16 protein-coding genes and 2 tRNA genes are annotated in these 20198 nt (G+C 57.7%); 2 read left to right on the top strand and 16 right to left on the bottom strand.

Features of this window, described 5'->3' with window-relative positions; all coding sequences use genetic code 11:
* Positions 1 to 23: 23 nt before the first annotated feature.
* The 10 genes from HD842_RS03785 to HD842_RS03740 all read right to left on the bottom strand — a co-directional run bounded on the left by HD842_RS03785 (position 24) and on the right by HD842_RS03740 (position 11627).
* Complete coding sequence (locus HD842_RS03785) at positions 24 to 464, bottom strand: VPA1267 family protein (protein WP_183551146.1); 441 nt, start codon at positions 462 to 464, stop codon at positions 24 to 26.
* An 89-nt stretch (positions 465 to 553) separates the two neighbouring features.
* Positions 554 to 1186 (bottom strand): hypothetical protein, encoded by a 633-nt coding sequence (locus HD842_RS03780; protein WP_183551144.1) that lies wholly within the window; start codon positions 1184 to 1186, stop codon positions 554 to 556.
* Positions 1179 to 4457: a hypothetical protein gene (locus tag HD842_RS03775; RefSeq protein ID WP_183551141.1), complete on the bottom strand. Its 3279-nt coding sequence runs from the start codon at positions 4455 to 4457 to the stop codon at positions 1179 to 1181. Before HD842_RS03775 ends, HD842_RS03780 begins: the two co-directional genes overlap by 8 nt.
* Before the next feature lie 79 nt (positions 4458 to 4536).
* On the bottom strand, positions 4537 to 5724 hold the full coding sequence (locus tag HD842_RS03770) for a tyrosine-type recombinase/integrase (protein ID WP_183551138.1): 1188 nt from the start codon (positions 5722 to 5724) through the stop codon (positions 4537 to 4539).
* Positions 5725 to 6127: 403 nt separating this feature from the next.
* Positions 6128 to 6201, bottom strand: a tRNA-Arg gene (locus HD842_RS03765).
* 170 nt (positions 6202 to 6371) lie between these two features.
* Positions 6372 to 6448 (bottom strand) — tRNA-Pro (locus HD842_RS03760).
* 80 nt (positions 6449 to 6528) lie between these two features.
* Positions 6529 to 7869 (bottom strand): phosphoglucosamine mutase, encoded by a 1341-nt coding sequence (glmM, locus tag HD842_RS03755; RefSeq protein ID WP_183551135.1) that lies wholly within the window; start codon positions 7867 to 7869, stop codon positions 6529 to 6531.
* 32 nt (positions 7870 to 7901) lie between these two features.
* Positions 7902 to 8750 carry a dihydropteroate synthase gene (folP, locus tag HD842_RS03750; protein ID WP_183551133.1) on the bottom strand — a complete coding sequence of 283 codons (849 nt, stop codon included), beginning with the start codon at positions 8748 to 8750 and terminating at the stop codon, positions 7902 to 7904.
* Positions 8751 to 8859: 109 nt separating this feature from the next.
* Positions 8860 to 10743, bottom strand: coding sequence for an ATP-dependent zinc metalloprotease FtsH (ftsH, locus tag HD842_RS03745; RefSeq protein ID WP_258837589.1), 1884 nt, complete (start codon positions 10741 to 10743; stop codon positions 8860 to 8862).
* 236 nt (positions 10744 to 10979) lie between these two features.
* Positions 10980 to 11627, bottom strand: a complete 648-nt coding sequence (locus HD842_RS03740) for an RlmE family RNA methyltransferase (protein ID WP_183551130.1) — start codon at positions 11625 to 11627, stop codon at positions 10980 to 10982.
* A 42-nt stretch (positions 11628 to 11669) separates the two neighbouring features.
* Between HD842_RS03740 and yhbY the strand changes: the two genes are divergently transcribed.
* On the top strand, positions 11670 to 12140 hold the full coding sequence (gene yhbY / locus HD842_RS03735) for a ribosome assembly RNA-binding protein YhbY (protein ID WP_183551125.1): 471 nt from the start codon (positions 11670 to 11672) through the stop codon (positions 12138 to 12140).
* A 57-nt stretch (positions 12141 to 12197) separates the two neighbouring features.
* Here the strand turns inward: yhbY and HD842_RS03730 are convergent, their stop codons facing one another.
* The 6 genes from HD842_RS03730 to HD842_RS03705 all read right to left on the bottom strand — a co-directional run bounded on the left by HD842_RS03730 (position 12198) and on the right by HD842_RS03705 (position 19267).
* Positions 12198 to 12692 (bottom strand): DUF4149 domain-containing protein, encoded by a 495-nt coding sequence (locus HD842_RS03730; RefSeq protein WP_183551122.1) that lies wholly within the window; start codon positions 12690 to 12692, stop codon positions 12198 to 12200.
* Complete coding sequence (gene greA, locus HD842_RS03725) at positions 12692 to 13165, bottom strand: transcription elongation factor GreA (RefSeq protein ID WP_183551119.1); 474 nt, start codon at positions 13163 to 13165, stop codon at positions 12692 to 12694. Before greA ends, HD842_RS03730 begins: the two co-directional genes overlap by 1 nt.
* A gap of 134 nt (positions 13166 to 13299) precedes the next feature.
* Positions 13300 to 16530 (bottom strand): carbamoyl-phosphate synthase large subunit, encoded by a 3231-nt coding sequence (gene carB, locus HD842_RS03720; protein WP_183551116.1) that lies wholly within the window; start codon positions 16528 to 16530, stop codon positions 13300 to 13302.
* A 1-nt stretch (position 16531) separates the two neighbouring features.
* Positions 16532 to 17695, bottom strand: a complete 1164-nt coding sequence (carA, locus tag HD842_RS03715) for a glutamine-hydrolyzing carbamoyl-phosphate synthase small subunit (protein WP_183551113.1) — start codon at positions 17693 to 17695, stop codon at positions 16532 to 16534.
* A gap of 232 nt (positions 17696 to 17927) precedes the next feature.
* Positions 17928 to 18338 (bottom strand): GlcG/HbpS family heme-binding protein, encoded by a 411-nt coding sequence (locus HD842_RS03710; protein WP_183551111.1) that lies wholly within the window; start codon positions 18336 to 18338, stop codon positions 17928 to 17930.
* 11 nt (positions 18339 to 18349) lie between these two features.
* Complete coding sequence (locus tag HD842_RS03705) at positions 18350 to 19267, bottom strand: patatin-like phospholipase family protein (protein WP_183551109.1); 918 nt, start codon at positions 19265 to 19267, stop codon at positions 18350 to 18352.
* A 199-nt stretch (positions 19268 to 19466) separates the two neighbouring features.
* On the opposite strand from HD842_RS03705, the gene HD842_RS03700 reads away from it, so the two are divergent.
* The gene (locus HD842_RS03700; RefSeq protein WP_183551107.1) at positions 19467 to 20192 is read left to right on the top strand and encodes a DUF4198 domain-containing protein; all 726 of its coding nucleotides are present in this window, start codon (positions 19467 to 19469) and stop codon (positions 20190 to 20192) included.
* Positions 20193 to 20198 lie beyond the last annotated feature (6 nt).

Here is a 20198-nt window from a genome sequence, read left to right as displayed (position 1 = left end):
GACGCTAACAAGAACAGTGCACGTCATCGGGGGAAGCGTCCCGTCTCAGCGAGGACTTCGCGGATAATCGTGAAACGGTCCAGTTCTCGCTTTAGCTCTGCATTTTCGAACTTAAGGCTCGCATTCTCCTGCTCAAGCCGACGAGCGTGTTTGGTCCCCAACAAGGGGCCAGCGTCACTAGCCTGGGCCATCAATGGCGGAATACTTCCGCGAGCGACTTGCCTTAAGGCTATCGCAGGCAAAATGCCTCGATATCGAAGGTTCGTTTCTAATTCTGAAAGCGCTTTTTTGATAGAAGGATTCTGGTTCAGCGCACTAAGGCCGAAACCACATTGCGCTGCTATTACCTTGCGAGAAAGGTTGCCCCGATATACGATCTGTTTGAAGTCCTCATCGGTGCAACTTCGTGACCAAGTCGCGAACACCATAAAATTTTGCTGGGCTAGTTGCTGTCCATTTGCCATCGGCGTAAATCCTCATCTAGACACTCGTACAAATGCAACTGACGCTAGCCGGCATGACCCTGCCTACGGCGTGGCGTTAGTACCTACACTTAATTTTTAGTCCGGCTCCATCTGAGATATGGAGCGACAAGCCGTGCCTCTGCTATCACGTTGTCGCGCCGCGTGGAGCGATCAACTAGACGCCCTTGTTCATCTATCTTAATAAATCCTTCCAGTGCACTCATAACGCTTTCGAGCACATTACATGTATTGACAAAATCATGTTCGAATGGACGCATTGCTTCATTTAAAATTGGCTGATTGCTCGTTGCAACCGAGCCTGTACCGCCCAAGTCCGAGAGCCTTGCTTTCAGACGTGCATTTTCATGCTTTAAATTCGAATTCTCGATTTGGAATTGTCGAACAGCGGCAGGCAATTCGAGCTCGCCAGATCTAGATACAGGAGACTTGCCTCGATTACCCGTCTTCAATTCGAAATCGAAAGCCTCCTGTAACAGAATTCTGTAATCGAGATTTCGAAGCAATGTCGTCGAAACGAACGGCTCCCCTTCTGACTCCGAAATACGCTTTGCCAGAAATTTTGCCAAATCGGTGACATTGTCAAACCGTAAGTTACTGTTCTTGAGCACTTGTAAAGAGTCGCTAATCAATCCGCATCGATTCAATCTTTTTTTAGTTTGATAAGATTCAAAAGAGTTCTTATTTTTTTTCGTTCTACTCATGTGCAACTCTCAACACTTCGCGCCGAGGAACAGCAAGGAGGTGAGTCTCCGATGACAAAATCGACATGACATCCTCAACACTCAATTTATGCGACGCAACAAGACTACGCATGATACCCATACACTCAGCCGCAGGATCTGACGGGGCATCGAGGCTCAAAATTTCCTCCAGTGACCCAGAGGCATTTGCTAAGATCCGACGTCTCAATATATCGAACTTATGCGCGATAAGAGGGCTTTGAAATCCGGGAAAGGAATTTGATTCCAGCAGCCGCGATAACAAATAGTCCGGTTCGTCACCGTCGAACACCATACGTTCGAAATGCTGCAACAGGATCTCTGGTTTCTCCACAACCCACCTACGGGTATCGCGACCGCTTTCAATTCGCTGTCGGGCCTGTTCGAGCACCTCCTCACAAAGTTCCCAGCCCGCGATTTCTTCCCCCAAGCGCATCCGATCACTTTCCAAAACGTCCATCGCGTGGGACGAATACGTCCCGTTCTTCTCTCCAGCATCCATTCGCTTATCCAGAGCCACAAGGTTTTCAATGGCGAATTTCTTTTGCGCGCAAATGGCCGGCAGATGATCAATTGATCTAACCGCATATGGGCAAATCGAACACCGACGAAAGCCTCTCAATTGTTTAATCAACTCGGGGGGGCAGTTGTTCCCGTAAGGGCAAATTTCGGTGCTGTTAAATGCTGCGAGACCGATTCCCCGCTCCGTTAAGTAATCGAGTCCGCCCTCTCCTTCAGAATCCACCAAGCTGATGCACCCGTAGCGAGCAATCGTCTCGAGCACATTTACGCGCATACTTCTGGCAAGATTGGAATTGATTGCGTCGGCTTTTATTGAAGTGCTCGAAACCGATGCCTCCCCACGCAAGCCATCATCGAATTCGCGGCGCAACGCACGCTGACGCATGTCTTTAGCTTGGAACAAGGCTTGATTAGCTACTTCGTCAGCGTCCGTATGCACGTAATAGTGGACGACACGTTCTGTTTGCCCCGTTACTTGCGACCCGATTACATCGGCAGGTAGATAATGGATAAGATCACTAACTACTGCCACTCGCGCACTGTGCGGTGTAATCTCACTGACTACGCGCAATGGAATCGACTCCTCTGTTGAATCTGAATACATATCAAATTTCTTTTGAGGATGGAAATCGTAAAAATCAATCCCGGCAGGACGAAGTTTAACGAGAATAGGCATCTTTTCCATCTTAGGATCAGTGATATTCCGCAGGAATCCTTGGAAGCCATTCAGGAGCATCGTCCAGGCGCTCGCGTAAGCAGAGTCCGGGTGTGGCAAACCCGAGGCAGAGCACGCGAATAACGGAAGGTACTTTGGATACGATGTCTGATCGTTATTGTTGTAGAACTGTTTCTCCAAGAACCGTGGCTCATCGACCATCCGACGCCACGCTAACTGACTTCTGAGTATGGAGATCACTTCCGGATTAACACGGGGACGCCACGGTTTTTTCATACGTTTATCAGTATTAACGTAGAGTTCTGGAAATACGTCATCGTTAACAAAACGATCGAACTTCTCCGCATCCAACCATTGAATATGATTGTGGCGAAGACCAGTATACAGTGCAACGATGATCTGATTTATTGAGTGAGGCTGGGGAATTAACAAGTTTCTTCCATCAACGTGACGAATCCATTCAAAGCGTACGATCGTCGGGATATGATCAAGCACCACTGATTGCCCATTAATTAAGACAATAGGGGGAGCGGCTACGTCCTTGTTCTCCACGCAATTAATTACAATCCTCCCCCTAATTGATTGCTTAAATTTCTTTGCCCGCTCAATCGAAACCCGCCCTTTCACGATACTTTCAGTAACGCAATCGATGTAGCTCTTTAACGCGTTTGCATAGGCCACAAAATAACCTAGATGTCTTCGCGGAACTGGAACTTTTTCAGATCGTGATCTTGAATACGAGGGCGGATAGTCTTCCACAGTAAAAGGTTGGCAGAAATTTGAACAATCAGGCAACTTATGGGAATTTCGTTCCAAATAATCGAAGAATTTTTCGAGTTGCTTTAACGTGGCGTAGTACGAATTATTATCCCAGTTAGATTCGGCTGCACGAGTATTCATGTAATCCATGAATGTTCTAGGCAAAGGATCGGTTGGCACAATCAGTCGGGAGATGAAGATCGTACCACGCAGCAGATCAGGATGTACGGGGAAGCGAAGCCGCGTTGAGGAGTTTTCTTTAAACCAGGAAATTAAATACACATATAAGTATAAGTTAAAATGACCAAAAGCCGACTCTACCCCTTTGTACGATTCCCGCTTCACATTCCTCATGTAGATCAACTGCAAATTCAGCCATTGTCCCATTTTCGTCGACAGCAGGTTCGGGCCGATGAGAGTCGCCGCATATTCTTGCAGTTTTACGGTACCGCATGAACTGGGCTTGTAATCGCGCAATTTTCCAAAAGCCTCTTCACTCGACAGTGAATCGCCTATACATAAGCCCACCGAGCCTGGTGCTGCTTGGTGGAAATTAAGGACATCCTCAGAATTTTTCTTAAAAAGTTGTTGCGCGCGATGGGCGTTAAGCAACTCATCCCAAGCACCAGGTGTGCCGAATCCATCGGGTACACGGCCACGAAATCTTGCTCCAATGACTTCGGCAAGCTCATTAAAAACCGATACGTTGGAAATCGCTCCTCGGCTGTCGTCTTGGGCTTTGAATACTTCAAATAGATCAAGATAATTTGCCTGCTCAGGCTTGCTCCAACCTGTGGCAAGTAGAGTTTTTGTAGCGTAAGTGGAGAACCACTCAGCTCGCTTTGCGTCTCGTAGCATCGAAAATTGCCGATCTTGCGCGTGAGTTCGAACGGTCTCTACACTGCGAATGAATATCAGCAATTCTGAACTCTCGCAAATGACCCGCCCAGCCACACCAGATTCTGTGGAAGTCCGCGATGTCGGCCATTTAAATGTACATGGAAGCGTTACTGTACCCTCGGCATGTAGGGAAACAAGGGTCAGCCCAATCCCTCTTTTCACCTTCATTGCATAGGTCCGAGTGTACTCAAATCCAGGAGAATCTGAATTGGGAAAAAATTTCCCGAACATGCTGGCCGGTATTGTTTCCGGGTGCATCGCGCACGCAAAAGCATTATGAAGATAAGCCTCGTCGAAAACTGTTCGTCCGACCATCAGGTTTAGCTCCACAAATTTACAGAAGGCAAAACCGCTATCGGACTTGGAGGTGACGTATTTGAGGTCTAACTCCTCCATTCGATAGCTCCGCAACAGCGTACGGGAAGCATGCATTAGCGCCCTTTTCACCGATTTGTGGAGAACGGCGCCAGTAGAATTAACCAATAAACCTGTTGTCGTGTTTAGCATCGGAGTCCATCAAAGCATCTCTCTTCGATTCTAACCTTCTTATCTCGGCACTAATAGCTTCGATCTTCAGGCTCGATTGCCTCATGCAATCACCCCTATTGTAAGCCATTGTATTTGAGAACTGCAAGTTGAAGTTTAATAGATCCGCATCACGCAAAGCGTACTTTTTAGTAGCCTTAATATCATCGTGGCCCAACATATCCTGAACCGTGGTGAGTGGTGCACCAAATGTACCGTCCAGCATGGGGCAATAATTCAACATGTAAATTGCATAGGAATGCCTGAACGAATGGTGCCCCTTAACGGATTTAGATATATCAGCGCGATCGCGTGCACGCTTGAATGCTAGTTCGCGTGTTTTTGAATCAGTAGTAAAATACGGCGCCCCTAACTTTTCTTTGTGCAATATTTGAAAGACAAAACTGTGGCGCTCATGAGGAATATACTCACTGCGGTGATATTCTTCAAGGTAGTGAAAGAAATGGCTGATAAACGGCTCGATCGGAATCGTATCGGATCTAGAACGCCCCTTCCATGACAACTTCTCTCGATCTTCGAGACAAAGACTTAAGTAGCTTGAATGATTCGGTCGAGTCACTGGGTTCACCAATTTGATCGTGCGCTTCTCGAAATCGACATCTTCCCACAGTAACTGTAGGCCCTCGCTTGACCTACATCCGATTGCCAATTCCAGTGACGCAATCGCCTTATCTCGCGCCGAGGTGAGCTTGTCACAGAAATTGTCAAAGGAATCCATTGGGAAAGCTTTAACAGGGTCAAATTCATATCTGCCCTCTGTTTCAAAAATGGCCTTTTTGATCGACACTGGCCCTCCAGCCACTACCCCAGCCAGTAGCGACGACCTCAAGATGGCATGACGTTGATATGCATCCATTGGAACGTGGTGACCGAAATCAGAAAGGAGGGGTAACGGGTCAACCGCATTTGCATCCAATCCGAGGCTGGTAAGTGTCAGTGTATCCTTCCGCCACTTTTCAGAGAGTTTAAGAAATCGACTCAACGCGGCGTGTTTCGTATCTGCACTGGTATGCAATATCCGGGGCGAAGGCAATGCAAGGCTAACATCACGCGCAATCTGGAAACCAGAATCATCGCCCATAACCAAATACTCACGCCAAGAATCGACGATTTCCATAAGCATGCTTCGGGTTAGACCCACCTCCCCGCCATTGGCAAGGCAATGGCAAGCCTCGAAGTAGTAGTCGTAAAAGTCTGCAAGCGACGGGCAATAGCTCTTCCGTGTTCTAAGCGGCGTTTTAAGCATTTCATCAGCGAAAACTGAAAAGGCTTGAATCCGCCGACCGTCAGGCCCTATTAATTCGTACGTCCGTCGGCCGTGCTTTGTCAACGTCAGTAACGAAACGTGTTTGCGTGCCACAGGAGGCCGCCGTTTTGTAATGATTTCCAATATGCACCTGCAAACGAATAGGGGTCGAAAGCAATCGATAGCGAACGTATCGATCGGAGTTGGGTACGATGGGGCGGGGCGACTTCGAAGTTGAGATTCGTAAGCCGTTGATTTATATGAATTGTTTGAGTGTGCCCGGAGGGAATTGAACCCCCGACCTACAGCTTAGAAGGCTGCTGCTCTATCCAACTGAGCTACGGGCACGTTGTAAAACTATAACCCAGAATATGCACCTGAGCAAACCCCAAATAAGAACCCCCGACCCACAGCTTAGAAGGCTGTTGCTCTATCCGACTGAGCTAAGGGCGGTGCAAAACGATGAGACCGGAAAACAAAACAGGCCGTCGATGACGGCCTGTTCTGATGAATCTTGCTGGTCGGAGTACAAGGATTCGAACCTTGGACCCCCTGGTCCCAAACCAGGTGCGCTACCGGGCTGCGCTACACTCCGCCGTGGGCAACATTATATGCCAATCATTCGCGAAGCGCCAGCCCTTGTCGGGTGCAATTCCAGCGCACCGCTCGCACTATTTATGCCGACAACTTGGCCGCAATCCGGCGCGCCAGGCTGTCGGCAAGTTCCGCCTCTTTCGCTTCGACCATCACCCGGATCAATGGCTCAGTGCCCGATGCGCGGATCAGCACGCGGCCGTTGTCGCCCAGCTCGCGCTCGACCGCTTCCTTCTCGGCGACCATCGCTGCATCGGCCGTCCAGTCGAAGCCTGGCGCGACTTTCTTGTTGATCAGGGTTTGGGGGAACAACGTGAGTTCGTTGCAGCATTCGGCCAGCGACTTGTTGCCGCGTACCAGCGCCGACAGCACTTGCAGGGCCGAGACAATGCCGTCGCCGGTGGTGTGCTTGTCCAGTGCCAGCAGATGGCCCGAACCTTCTCCGCCGAACAGCCAGCCACGCTCCCTCATGACTTCGAGCACGTAGCGGTCGCCCACCTTGGCGCGCGCAAAGCCGATGCCCATTTCCTTGAACGCCACTTCGAGAGCCATATTCGTCATCAGAGTGCCCACGGCGCCGGCCACGGGGCCGGTACTCATGCGGTCGCGCACCATCACGTACAGCAGCTCGTCGCCGTTGTAGACGCGGCCGGTGGCATCGACCATGATCAGGCGGTCGGCGTCGCCGTCCAGCGCGATGCCCAGATCGGCCTTGTTGGCGACGACGGCTTCGGACAGCGCCTGCGGTGCGGTGGCGCCAAAGCCGGCGTTGATGTTGAAGCCGTCCGGCTGGGCACCGATGGAAATGACTTCGGCGCCCAGTTCATGGAATACGTGCGGGGCGATGTTGTAGGCGGCGCCGTGGGCGCTGTCGACGACGATCTTCAGGCCGCGCAGGTCAAGCTCGTTCGGGAACGTGCTCTTGCAGAATTCGATGTAGCGTCCCTGGGCATCGCGCAAGCGCGATACGCGGCCCAGCTTGTCCGACGACACGCAGCCCATCGGCTGGTCAATGGCGTCTTCGATTTCCAGTTCCACTGCGTCCGGCAGCTTGGTGCCATGGCCGGAGAAGAACTTGATGCCATTGTCCTGGAACGGGTTGTGCGAGGCCGAGATCACGACGCCGGCCTGCAGGCGCAGCGCGCGTGTCAGGTAGGCGATGGCCGGGGTCGGCATCGGGCCGGCCAGCATGACGTCGACGCCGGCAGCCGAAAAGCCCGACTCCAGCGCTGCCTCGAGCATGTAGCCCGAAATACGCGTGTCCTTGCCGATCAACACGACTGGCCGTCCGCTGCTCGATTTTTTGCCCTTTGCCAGCACGGTGCCAGCGGCGTAGCCAAGGCGCATGACGAAATCAGGGGTGATTGGTGCTGCGCCCACGAGGCCGCGAATGCCATCGGTGCCGAAATATTTCCGTGCCATCTAGTTCTCTTTTCTCTTATTGAAACGAATTTTTATGGATGCATGGCCGCGTGCCATACCTTCAGCGCATCGACCGTCTCCGCAACATCATGCACACGCACGATTCTAGCGCCCTGCGCTACCGCAGCCAATGCCGCGCCGACACTACCTGCCGTGCGCTGCTCGACCGGACGGCCAGTGACGGCGCCGATCATCGACTTGCGTGACATGCCGGCCAGCACCGGCAAGCCAAGTTCATCCCGGATGCGGCCCAGGCCGCGCAGCAACGCGTAGTTGTGCTCGACCGTCTTGCCGAAGCCAAAGCCCGGGTCGACGCAGATGCGGCTGCGCTCGATGCCGGCGGCCGTCATCGCGTCGATGCGTGCGTTCAGAAACGCAATCACGTCACCCACGACGTCATCATACCGGGGCGCCTGCTGCATGGTGGCTGGCGTGGCTTGCATGTGCATCACGCACAGGCCGCAGTCGCTGTCCTGCACCGCCTCCAGTGCCCCCGGTGTACGAAAGCCGTTGACGTCGTTGATCATGTCGGCACCGGCAATTAGGGCTTCGCGCATGACCTCGGGTTTGGTGGTGTCGACTGACAGCGCGACGTCCAGCGTGCGCAGCGCGTACAACGTCGGCATCACGCGGCGCAATTCTTCATCGAGGGGCACGCCAGGGGAACCAGGGCGGGTCGACTCGCCGCCGATGTCGATCATCGTGGCGCCATCGCGGATCATCGCCTCGGCGTGGGTCAGCGCAAATTCCAGGCCCTGGTAGCGGCCGCCGTCGGAAAATGAATCCGGTGTGATGTTCAGGATGCCCATTACGACGGGCTCGAGGGACGCGGCGCCATCGAGCGCGAAGCTGAACTGGCCGCATTGCAGTGTCTTGTTCATGGTGTCAGTCGTGCGGGCGTCGCGGGCTGCTCAGTAAGTCAAAGCAGCAAGCGGACGCCATCATGAAAAAAGGCACCCTTGCGGGTGCCTTCGTGGGGTAGCGCGAGCGTCAGGCTGGTGCGGTGGCGTTTGGCGCCACACCACCAGGGCCGCTGTCGCCTGGCGGCGTGCGCTTGGTCAGCACCGTCGTCGGCTTGCGTGGCTCCTGCCCGGCCATGATGTCGTTGATCTGATCGGCATCGATGGTTTCCCAGTCGAGCAGCGCCTTCGTCATCATTTCGACCTTGTCGCGGTTTTCTTCCAGCAGACGACGCGCCAGGGCGTACTGCGTATCGAGGATCGCGCGGATCTCGGCGTCGACCTTTTGCTGGGTCGCTTCCGAAATGGTCTTGGTGGCACCGCCGAAGAAGCCTTCGTTCTCGCTGTCTTCGTAGACCATCACGCCCATGCTGTCAGACATGCCGAAACGGGTCACCATCGAACGCGCCAGCTTGGTGGCACGTGAGAAGTCATTCGATGCGCCGGTGGACATCTGGCCGACGAAAATCTCTTCAGCGATACGGCCACCGAACAGGATCGAGATTTCCTCGAGCATCTTGTCTTTATAGCCAGACAGTGCATCGTGCTCAGGCAGCTGCCAGGTCAGACCCAACGCATAACCGCGCGGCATGATCGTGACCTTGTGCACCGGATCAGCCTTTGGCAATAGCTTGGCGATCACCGCGTGGCCCGACTCGTGGTAGGCCGTGTTGCGGCGCTCTTCCTCGCGGATGACCATCGACTTGCGTTCCGGACCCATGAAGATCTTGTCTTTCGCATCTTCGAAATCGATCATCTCGACCAGGCGCTTGCTGCGGCGGGCTGCGAACAGCGCCGCTTCATTGACCAGGTTGGCCAGATCGGCGCCCGAGAAACCAGGCGTACCACGGGCCAGGATGTCGGACTTGACGTCGGTGCCGATCGGCACTTTACGCATGTGCACGTTCAGGATCTGTTCGCGGCCACGGATGTCCGGCAGGCCCACCATCACCTGGCGGTCGAAACGGCCCGGACGCAGCAGCGCTTTGTCCAGCACGTCGGCGCGGTTGGTTGCAGCAATGACGATCACGCCCGATTGCGCTTCAAAACCATCCATCTCGACCAGCAGCTGGTTCAGTGTCTGTTCGCGTTCGTCGTTGCCGCCGCCCATGCCGGCGCCACGGTGACGACCGACCGCGTCGATCTCGTCGATGAAGATGATGCACGGCGAATGCTTCTTGGCATTCTCGAACATGTCACGCACACGGCTTGCACCGACGCCGACGAACATCTCGACGAAGTCGGAACCCGAGATCGAGAAGAACGGCACTTTGGCTTCGCCAGCGATGGCGCGGGCCAGCAGCGTTTTACCGGTGCCCGGAGGACCGACCATCAGCACGCCGCGCGGGATGCGGCCGCCCAGTTTCTGGAACTTGGTTGGATCGCGCAGGAAGTCGACGATCTCGGAGACTTCTTCTTTGGCTTCATCGCAACCGGCGACGTCCGAGAACGTCACGGTGTTGTTGGTTTCGTCGAGCATGCGGGCCTTCGACTTGCCGAAGGAGAACGCGCCGCCCTTGCCGCCGCCCTGCATCTGACGCATGAAGAACACCCACACGCCGATCAAGAGAAGCATCGGGAACCACGAGATGAAGACCTGTTGCAGGAACGAAGGCTCTTCTGGTGGCTTGACGTCGAAGCGCACGCCGTATTCACGCAGGTCGCCGATCAGGCCGCGGTCGAGACCGGTGGCGGTCGCGCGCACCTTGGTGTCATCAGCGCGCGTGGCGGTGATGTTGGTGCCCTCGATCAGGACTTCCTTGATGCGGCGCGACTTCACTTCATCGAGCAACTCGGAATAAGCGATGGTCTTGCTGCCGCCAGCGACGCTGTGGGTGTCAAACTGCTTGAACAGCATGAACAACAGCAGCGCGACGACCACCCAGATGGCGGATTTGGAAAACATATTATTCACGAGCACTCCTCCGATGCGTACGCATCTCTACCGATTTCAGTATTCTGATTTTACCCGCAATAGGCCAACGCTGCCACGCAACTCCAGCCGTAGTGTCGAAATACCATCGAATGACTGTCTTATTCATTCCCGACATCGCCGACTGCCCGAAACGCAGTCGCAATACAAGGGATCACGCGGCAGATGTGGTGGCCGCGCGGCTGAATTTCAAGGGGCGATCTGTCACCACACGCCAATTACACGCTTGGATTTTTCAGACCTCTGCCCAGCAGGAAAATCTCGGACGATTTATCGCGGCTGGCCTTCGGTTTGATTTGCTTCACGGTCGTAAACTCAAGCCGGAATTTCTCCAGGATCTGGGTAAAACCCATGTCCTTGAAACACTTCACCAGCAGCGCCCCGCCCGGCTTCAGATGCGCCTGGGAGAATTCGATCGCCAGATCGATCAGATGTTCCATGCGGGCGGCGTCGGCGTGGCCGATACCCGACAGGTTCGGCGCCATGTCCGACAGCACCACGTCGACCTTGCGATCGGCCAGCACGACGTCGAGCTGCGTCAGCACTTCTTCTTCGCGGAAGTCGCCCTGAATATATTGAACATCGGCGACCGGTTCCATTGGCAAAATATCCAGGCCAATGATGGTACCGTGGATGCCGCCGCCGTCCTTGCCGGCCAGCTTGCGCCGCGTGTACTGGGCCCAGCTACCTGGCGTGCAGCCAAGGTCAACCACAACATTGCCCGACTTGATGAGCTTCTCGGCCTCGTCGATTTCTTTCAGTTTGTAGGCGGCACGGGCGCGGTAGCCCTCTTTTTGCGCGAGTTTGACATAGGGATCGTTAATATGGTCGTGTAACCAGTTTTTGTTTAATTTGTTCTTGGCCATTCGCGTAGAATACTGCTTTTATAGGTCCATCAAAAATTTATTATGCTTAAACTCACTCCGGCCGAGCGCAGTGCTCTGCGCGCAGAAGCCCACGGGCTCAATCCTGTTGTCATGATCGGCGCCGACGGCCTGACCGAATCCGTGATGAAGGAAGTCGCCAACAGCCTCGACTCGCACGGCCTGATCAAGGTGCGCGTGTTCGGTGACGACCGCGAAGCGCGCGTTGCCATGTACGACAAGATCAGCGCCGACCTCGACGCGGCCCAGGTCCAGCACATCGGCAAGCTGCTGGTGCTGTACCGTCCGAAGGTCGAGACGGCCAAGGAACGCAGCAGCAAGGCCGGCCCGGGCATGCGCGAAGTCACGATCGTCAAGGCCAGCGCCAGCGGCACCAAGAAGCCGAGCGTCACCAAGGTCATGCTCAAGGGTAACGAGCGCGTCACGGCAGGCGGTAACATCAAGCGCGCCAAGCCACGTCAGACCAGCTCCAAAAAGAGCTCGCTGAACAAGTAAAAAAAACCGGGGCAACCCGGTTTTTTTATATCGGTGGCGCGTACGATGGGCTAAAAATTACCGCAGCTTGACGAGCAACCACGCCCCCAGCACGCTCTGGATCATGTGGAACACCTGCGACACCCCATGCATGACCGCAAACTGCGTCCAGTACGGCGACGCACGCACCCCGGCCTCACCGGCCAGCACGCGCAGGTGTGCCATCCCGGGCTGCAAGCCCACGAAGATCACCAGCGCACACGCCAGCATCGCGATTACGAGCCAGCCCAGAAAGCGCCGGCGCGGCGCGGCAAGATCGGTCGAGCGCCACAGTAACAGCGCCAGCACGATCGCACAGCCGATCGACAGCCAGGCCTGGCGCGTGAGCAGCACGGCAACCAGATCGCCTGCCTGCCCGCTGCCAAGCACCTTGAACGCCGTCGGCGCCGCGATATAGCCCAGCGCCCACAGGCTGCCGGTCCACAGCGCCGCCACCAGCAGGCGTGCCGCCGGCAGACGTCCTGCCCGGCCCGGCACCTGACCTGCTGCGAGCCCCTGCGCGCCGCTGTCCATCAGATGTAGCGCACTTCCAGGATTTCGTATTCGCGCGGGCCGGACGGCGCCTGCACTTCAACGACGTCGCCGGCGTATTTGCCGATCAGCGCGCGCGCGATGGGCGACGTGATCGAGACCTTGTTCATCTTGAGGTCGGCTTCATCCATGCCGACGATCTGGTAGGTGACCTTCTGGCTCGAATCGAGGTCTTCCAGGTCGACCGTGGCGGCGAACACCACGCGGCCTTCGGCGTCGAGCGTGGTCGGATCGATCACCTGCGAGGTGCTCAGCTTGCTTTCCAGCTCGGCGATGCGGCCTTCGACGAACGCCTGGCGTTCCTTGGCGGCATCGTACTCGGCGTTCTCGGACAGGTCGCCATGCGAACGCGCTTCGGCGATCGCGTCGATCACGCTGCGGCGTTCCTTCGTCTTGAGCTGGTGCAGCTCTTCTTTCAGGAGTTCTGCGCCGAATTTGGTCAGTGGTGTGGTCATGGTTCTCTGCTTGTGATTTATTTGACGAATGTACCGAAGCCGCAAGAAAGCGAAAACCACAGAGGCACGCGGCGCCAAGGCCGCGCGAGCTCTGTGGTTGACTGGACTTCCAGTGTGACGGGTACTGCGTCTGCTTAGTTTAAGGTTTTATGCAGACCTTGTAAATCATACACACGCAGTTCGTCGATATGCGGCATGCCTTCGATTGCCGCTTCGGCGCCGGCGATCGTCGTGTAGGTCACCACGTGGGCGGCCAGTGCCGACGTACGGATCGCGCGCGAGTCGACGATGGCGCTGCGCTTTTCTTCGACCGTGTTGACGACCATGACGATTTCGCGGTTCTTGATCATGTCGACGACATGCGGACGGCCTTCGAGCACCTTGTTCACGGCGCGCACCGGGATTCCGGCGGCGGCGATCACGGCGGCCGTGCCCTTGGTCGCGACCAGGTCGAAGCCCAGCGCCACCAGGTCACGCGCCACGCTCGTTGCACGCGGCTTGTCGGACGATTTCACCGACAGGAACACGGTGCCCGAACGCGGCAGCTTGATGCCGGCGGCCAGCTGCGACTTGACGAAGGCTTCGCCGAAGGTCATGCCCACGCCCATCACTTCACCGGTCGATTTCATCTCGGGGCCCAGGATGGTGTCGACGCCCGGGAACTTCACGAACGGGAACACGACTTCCTTCACGCTGAAGAATGGCGGGATCACTTCCTTCGTGATGCCCTGCTGCGCCAGCGTCTGGCCAACCATGCAGCGCGCGGCGATCTTCGCCAGCTGCAGGCCGGTGGCTTTCGACACGAACGGCACGGTACGCGACGCGCGTGGGTTCACTTCCAGCACGAACACGGTATCGACGGTCTGGCCGTTTTCTTCCTTCTGCTGGATCGCGAACTGCACGTTCATCAGGCCGACCACGTTCAGGGCCTTGGCCATCAGCGAGGTCTGGCGCTTGAGCTCATCGATCGTCGCTTGCGTCAGCGAGTACGGTGGCAGCGAGCAGGCCGAGTCGCCCGAGTGCACGCCAGCCTGTTCGATGTGCTCCATCACGCCGCCGATGAAGGTGGCTTCGCCGTCCGAGATGCAGTCGACGTCGACTTCGATGGCGTCGTTCAGGAAGCGGTCGAGCAGCACCGGCGAATCGTGCGAGACCTTGACCGCTTCGCGCATGTAGCGCTCGAGGTCACGCTGCTCGTGGACGATTTCCATCGCGCGGCCACCCAGCACGTACGATGGACGCACGACCAGCGGATACCCGATTTCTTCGGCCAGCGCCAGCGCGTCGGCTTCGGTGCGGGCGGTGCGGTTTGGCGGCTGGCGCAGGCCCAGCTCTTGCAGCAGCTGCTGGAAACGCTCGCGGTCTTCGGCGGCGTCGATCATGTCCGGCGAGGTGCCGATGATCGGCACGCCGTTCGCTTCGAGGTCGAGTGCCAGCTTCAACGGGGTCTGGCCGCCGTACTGGACGATCACGCCCACCGGCTTTTCCAGCTCGACGATTTCGAGCACATCTTCGAGTGTCAGCGACTCGAAGTACAGGCGGTCGGACGTGTCATAGTCGGTCGAAACCGTCTCTGGGTTGCAGTTGACCATGATGGTCTCGTAGCCGTCTTCGCGCATCGCGAGGGCCGCGTGGACGCAGCAGTAGTCGAACTCGATACCCTGGCCGATGCGGTTCGGACCACCGCCCAGCACCATGATCTTTTTCTTGTCGGTCGGGTTCGACTCGCACTCTTCGTCGTACGTCGAGTACATGTACGCGGTGTTGGTCGAGAACTCGGCCGCGCAGGTGTCGACGCGCTTGTAGACCGGACGGATGTTCAGCGCATGACGGCGCGCACGCACCTCTTCGGGCTTGACCTTCAGCAGGAAGGCCAGGCGACGGTCAGCAAAACCTTTTTGCTTGAGCTTGTACAGCAGCGGCTTGTCCAGGCTTTCGAGCGTCTGCGTCTCGAGCCACAGCTCGATGTCGACGATTTCCTTGATCTGCACGAGGAACCACGGATCGATCTTGGTCAGGTTGTGCACTTCTTCGAGCGTGAAGCCCTGGGCAAACGCATCGCCCACATACCAGATGCGGTCCGGACCAGGCTCGCCCAGCTCTTCTTCGATCTTTTCGCGGTCGCGCGTCTTTTCGTTCAGGCCATCGACGCCCACTTCGAGGCCGCGCAGCGCTTTCTGGAACGATTCCTGGAAGGTGCGGCCCATGGCCATCACTTCGCCCACCGATTTCATCTGCGTGGTCAGGTGCTTGTCGGCGGTCGGGAATTTCTCGAACGTGAAGCGCGGGATCTTGACGACGACGTAGTCGATCGACGGTTCGAACGAGGCCGGCGTGGCGCCGCCCGTGATGTCGTTGCGCAGCTCGTCCAGCGTGTAGCCGACAGCCAGCTTGGCCGCAACCTTGGCGATCGGGAAGCCGGTGGCTTTCGAGGCCAGTGCCGACGAACGCGAGACGCGCGGGTTCATCTCGATGACGATCATGCGGCCGTCTTTCGGGTTGATCGCGAACTGCACGTTCGAGCCGCCCGTATCGACGCCGATTTCACGCAGCACGTCGATCGACGCGTTGCGCAGGATCTGGTATTCCTTGTCGGTCAGGGTCTGCGCCGGTGCGACCGTGATCGAGTCGCCCGTGTGCACGCCCATCGGATCGAGGTTCTCGATCGAGCAGATGATGATGCAGTTGTCGTTCTTGTCGCGCACGACTTCCATCTCGTACTCTTTCCAACCCAGCAGCGACTCTTCGATGAGCAGCTCCGAGGTTGGCGAGGCTTCGAGGCCGCGCTTGCAGATCGCTTCGAATTCTTCTTCGTTGTAGGCGATACCGCCGCCGCTGCCGCCCATCGTGAACGATGGACGGATGATGGTCGGGAAGCCCATCTCGCGTTGCACGACCCACGATTCTTCCATCGTGTGCGCCACGCCCGAACGCGCCGAACCCAGGCCGATCTTGGTCATCGCGTTCTTGAACTTCAGGCGGTCTTCAGCCTTGTCGATGGCTTCCGGCGTCGCGCCGATCAGCTCGACATTGTATTTCTCGAGCACGCCGTGGCGATGCAGGTCGAGCGCGCAATTGAGCGCGGTCTGGCCGCCCATCGTCGGCAGGATCGCGTCCGGACGCTCTTTCTCGATGATGCGCTCGACGACCTTCCAGGTGATCGGCTCGATGTAGGTCACATCCGCCGTTTCCGGGTCGGTCATGATCGTGGCCGGGTTCGAGTTGACCAGGATGACCTTGTAACCCTCTTCGCGCAGGGCCTTGCAGGCCTGCGCGCCGGAGTAGTCGAATTCGACGGCCTGGCCGATGACGATCGGGCCAGCGCCGATGATCAGGATGCTTTTAATGTCACTACGTTTTGGCATATTATTTTTTCTCCGCTGCTTGCATCAGGCCGATGAAGCGGTCAAACAGGTAGGCGACGTCGGTCGGCCCAGGCGAGGCTTCAGGGTGACCCTGGAAGCAGAACGCGGGTTTGTCGGTACGCTCGAAACCCTGCAGCGAGCCGTCGAACAGCGACACGTGCGTGACGCGGCAGTTGGCCGGCAAGGTAGTCGGATCGACCGCAAAGCCGTGGTTCTGCGACGTGATCAACACTTTTTTGGAATCGAGATCCTGCACCGGGTGGTTGGCGCCGTGGTGGCCGAACTTCATCTTCATGGTCTTGGCGCCGGACGCCAGCGCCATGATCTGGTGACCGAGGCAGATGCCGAAGGTCGGGATGCCTTTTTCGATCAGCTCGCGCGAAGCGGCGATGGCGTAGTCACATGGTTCCGGGTCGCCCGGGCCGTTGGCCAGGAAGATACCGTCCGGGTTCAGCGCCAGCGCGTCGGCGGCGGTGGACTGCGCCGGCAGCACGGTGACCTTGCAGCCGCGCTCGGCCAGCATGCGCAAGATGTTGCGCTTGACGCCGTAGTCGAAGGCGACCACGTGGTACTGGGGATTGGTCTGCTTGCCGAAGCCTTCGCCCAGCTTCCATTCGGTTTCGGTGAACTCGTACGGGGCTTTCACCGACACGACCTTGGCCAGGTCCATGCCGGCCAGGCCCGGGAACGAGCGCGCCAGTTCGAGCGCTTGCGCCGTCGATGGCTCGGCGCCTTGCGCGGCGGTGAGGATCGCGCCGGCCTGGGCGCCCTTCTCGCGCAGGATGCGGGTGAGCTTGCGGGTGTCGATGCCGGCAATCGCGACGACGTTCTCGGCCTTCAGGTAGTCGCCGAGCGACTGCGTCGAGCGGAAGTTGGAGGCCAGCAGCGGCAGGTCGCGAATGATGAGGCCCGCGGCGTGCACTTTCGATGCTTCCACGTCGGTCGTGTTGACGCCATAGTTACCGATGTGCGGGTAGGTCAGCGTGACGATCTGACGCGAATAGCTCGGGTCGGTAAGGATTTCCTGGTAGCCGGTCATGGCGGTGTTGAACACCACTTCGCCGGTCGTGTGACCGACGGCGCCGATGGAATAACCTTTGAAGATGGTCCCGTCAGCAAGGGCCAGGATGGCCGGAACAGAGGGGCCGGAAAAGAATGGCGGCAAGGGCAACTCCCGTAAAAGTTGCCGTAGCTGCGCCACGTCAGACCGACATCCAGCAAACCCCGCTGCACTACTTGCGCCGGGTGTTGGAGGTCATGTTGAATGAGGGTTGGTGGGTATGCGCTACGGCGAAGTTTGAATTAGATAAACTTCCGAATTATAGCGCGTACAACGGCATTCGGCAATGCGGCGTTGCAGCAAATACGGGCACAAATCATATGCCCGCACGCGCCATTTACGCCGCGCCCAGGACGGCAATACCGGCTTTGGCGATCTGCACATCCTCGTTCGATTTCACGCCCGACACGCCGACGGCGCCAATCACGTGGCCATCGACGATGACGGGCACACCGCCCTCGAGCATGCCTTCGAGCTTCGGCGCGCTGAGGAACGACATGCGCCCGCCATTGATCACGTCTTCATATACCTTCGACTCGCGGCGGCCGAGCGCGGCCGTGTTGGCCTTGCTGGGTGCGATGTGCGACGAGATCGGCGGCGCGCCGTCCAGGCGCTGCTGCCACAGCAGGTGGCCGCCATCGTCGACGATGGCGATCGACACGGCCCAGCCGTTGGCAAGGGCTTCGGCTTCGGCGGCAGCGCCGATCTGTTTGGCATCCGCCAGGGTCAGGTAAGGTTTGGTGTTCATCGTGGGCTTTCTCAGGGAACTTGCTGTTTGAGTTTCAGTTTGGCCTTGATTTGCGGCATGACGGCGGCGGCGGCCTGCTCGCCCGCCAGGATGGCCAGGTTGCGGCCACCGAAATCGCTCGAGCCCATATTGCCCAGTGCGGGCGTGATGACGACGTCGGCATCCTTGAGCTCGAAGTGATTCAGGCGCTGGCCCATGATCGAGAAGGTCTGCATCAGCACGTCGAGCGAGCTGGCCGTGGCGGCACCCTCGGTCGCGCTCGAGATATTGACCGCGATGATGAAATCGGCGCCCATGTCGCGCACGTAGCGCACCGGCACCGGCGCGACCAGGCCGCCGTCGACATAGCTCTTGTTGCCGATGACGACCGGCTGGAACACGCTCGGCACTGACGACGACGCACGCACGGCCATGCCCGTATTGCCGCGGCTGAACAGGATTGGCTGGCCCGTTTTCAGGTCGGTCGCCACGGCGCCGAAGCGCAGTTTCAACTTCTCGATCGGCACGTTGTTGACGGCCTTGTTCACATAGCTCTGCAGCGCCTCGCCCTTGAGCAGGCCCGTTGATTTGCTGAACAGCGGCAGCGCCCAGTCCGAGATGGTGGCCTCGTCCATGGTCATCGCCGTCTTTTGCAGCGCAAAGCCGTTCACGCCTGACGCATACAGCGCGCCGACGACCGAGCCGGCGCTGGTGCCGACGACGATTTCCGGGTAGATGCCCTGAGCTTCGAGCGCCTTGATGACGCCGATATGGGCGAAGCCGCGCGCAGCGCCGCCACCGAGGGCCAGGCCGATACGGATTTTCTTGGGAGGCAATGGCGCTGCCTTGGGGGCGGCAACGGGAGTGACGGGAGCCGGGGTCGGGGTGCTGCCGCAGGCGGCCAGCAACAGCGCGGCGCAGGCCACGAGGGAAGTACGTCGAGAGAGCATAGAGGGGGCCGATAAGAACGAGGCACGATTGTACATCGGCGCGTTCTTGATGACATGCATTGGCGGGCGCGACCGCAGGCGGGTGATTCGCTCCGCTGCGAGCAGTTGCAAAAATGTTTTGAAATGAGAATGATTCGCATTATAATTCCTGTCGCATTACTGCCCGTCTGATCCGATCAACAACCATAAAGCGCTTACCATGACCAAAATTCTGCTCTCCTCCCTCGTCGCCATGCTGGTCGCCGCGCCTGCTGCACAGGCCCACCAAATCTGGTTCGAGCAGGATGGCAAGGCGGTCAAGCTGCAATTCGGCGAGTTTGCCCTGAACCAGCGTGAAACCACGCCGGGCCTGCTCGACAAGTTTGGTGCCCCGAGCGCGACGCTGCTGGGCGCCAAGGGCGAACGCACGCTCAAGCTGGACAAGACTGCCAAGGGCTACCTCGTCAGCGGCGCCACGCCGGCAGCGGGTGACGCGATCGTCGCTCAGGACAATGCTTACCCGAGCTGGGAAACAGTTGAGGCCGGCAAGAAGCTGAACCACATCTGGGTGCCGGCCGCGCGCATGACCACCAGCTTCGCCGCGCAGCAGCCGAAGCTGACGCTCGACCTCGTCCCGACAGGCAAGGCCGGCGAATTCAAGGTGTTCTACAAGGGCCAGCCGCTGCCGAAAGCCAAGGTCAATGCCATCGTCCAGAGCGGCTGGGCGAAAGAAGCCGAGTCGGATGAGAGCGGCGTCGTCAAGTTCGACATGCCATGGAAAGGCCTGTATGTGCTGGAAACCGAGCACACCGACAAGACGGCAGGCGAGCGCGCCGGCCTGCAATACGCAACGTCCAGCTACACCACGTCGCTGAGCGTCGTGCAGCCAAAGGGCATCGCAGCCGTCGCGGCTGGCCCAGCCATGGCGCCAAGCGCCGATCACTGATCCGGC

Source organism: Massilia aurea, from assembly GCF_014200505.1.
GTDB lineage: Bacteria > Pseudomonadota > Gammaproteobacteria > Burkholderiales > Burkholderiaceae_D > Telluria > Telluria aurea_B.
The sequence above is the reverse complement of the archived record's forward strand: the minus strand, read 5'-3'. Positions and strand labels throughout refer to the sequence as shown.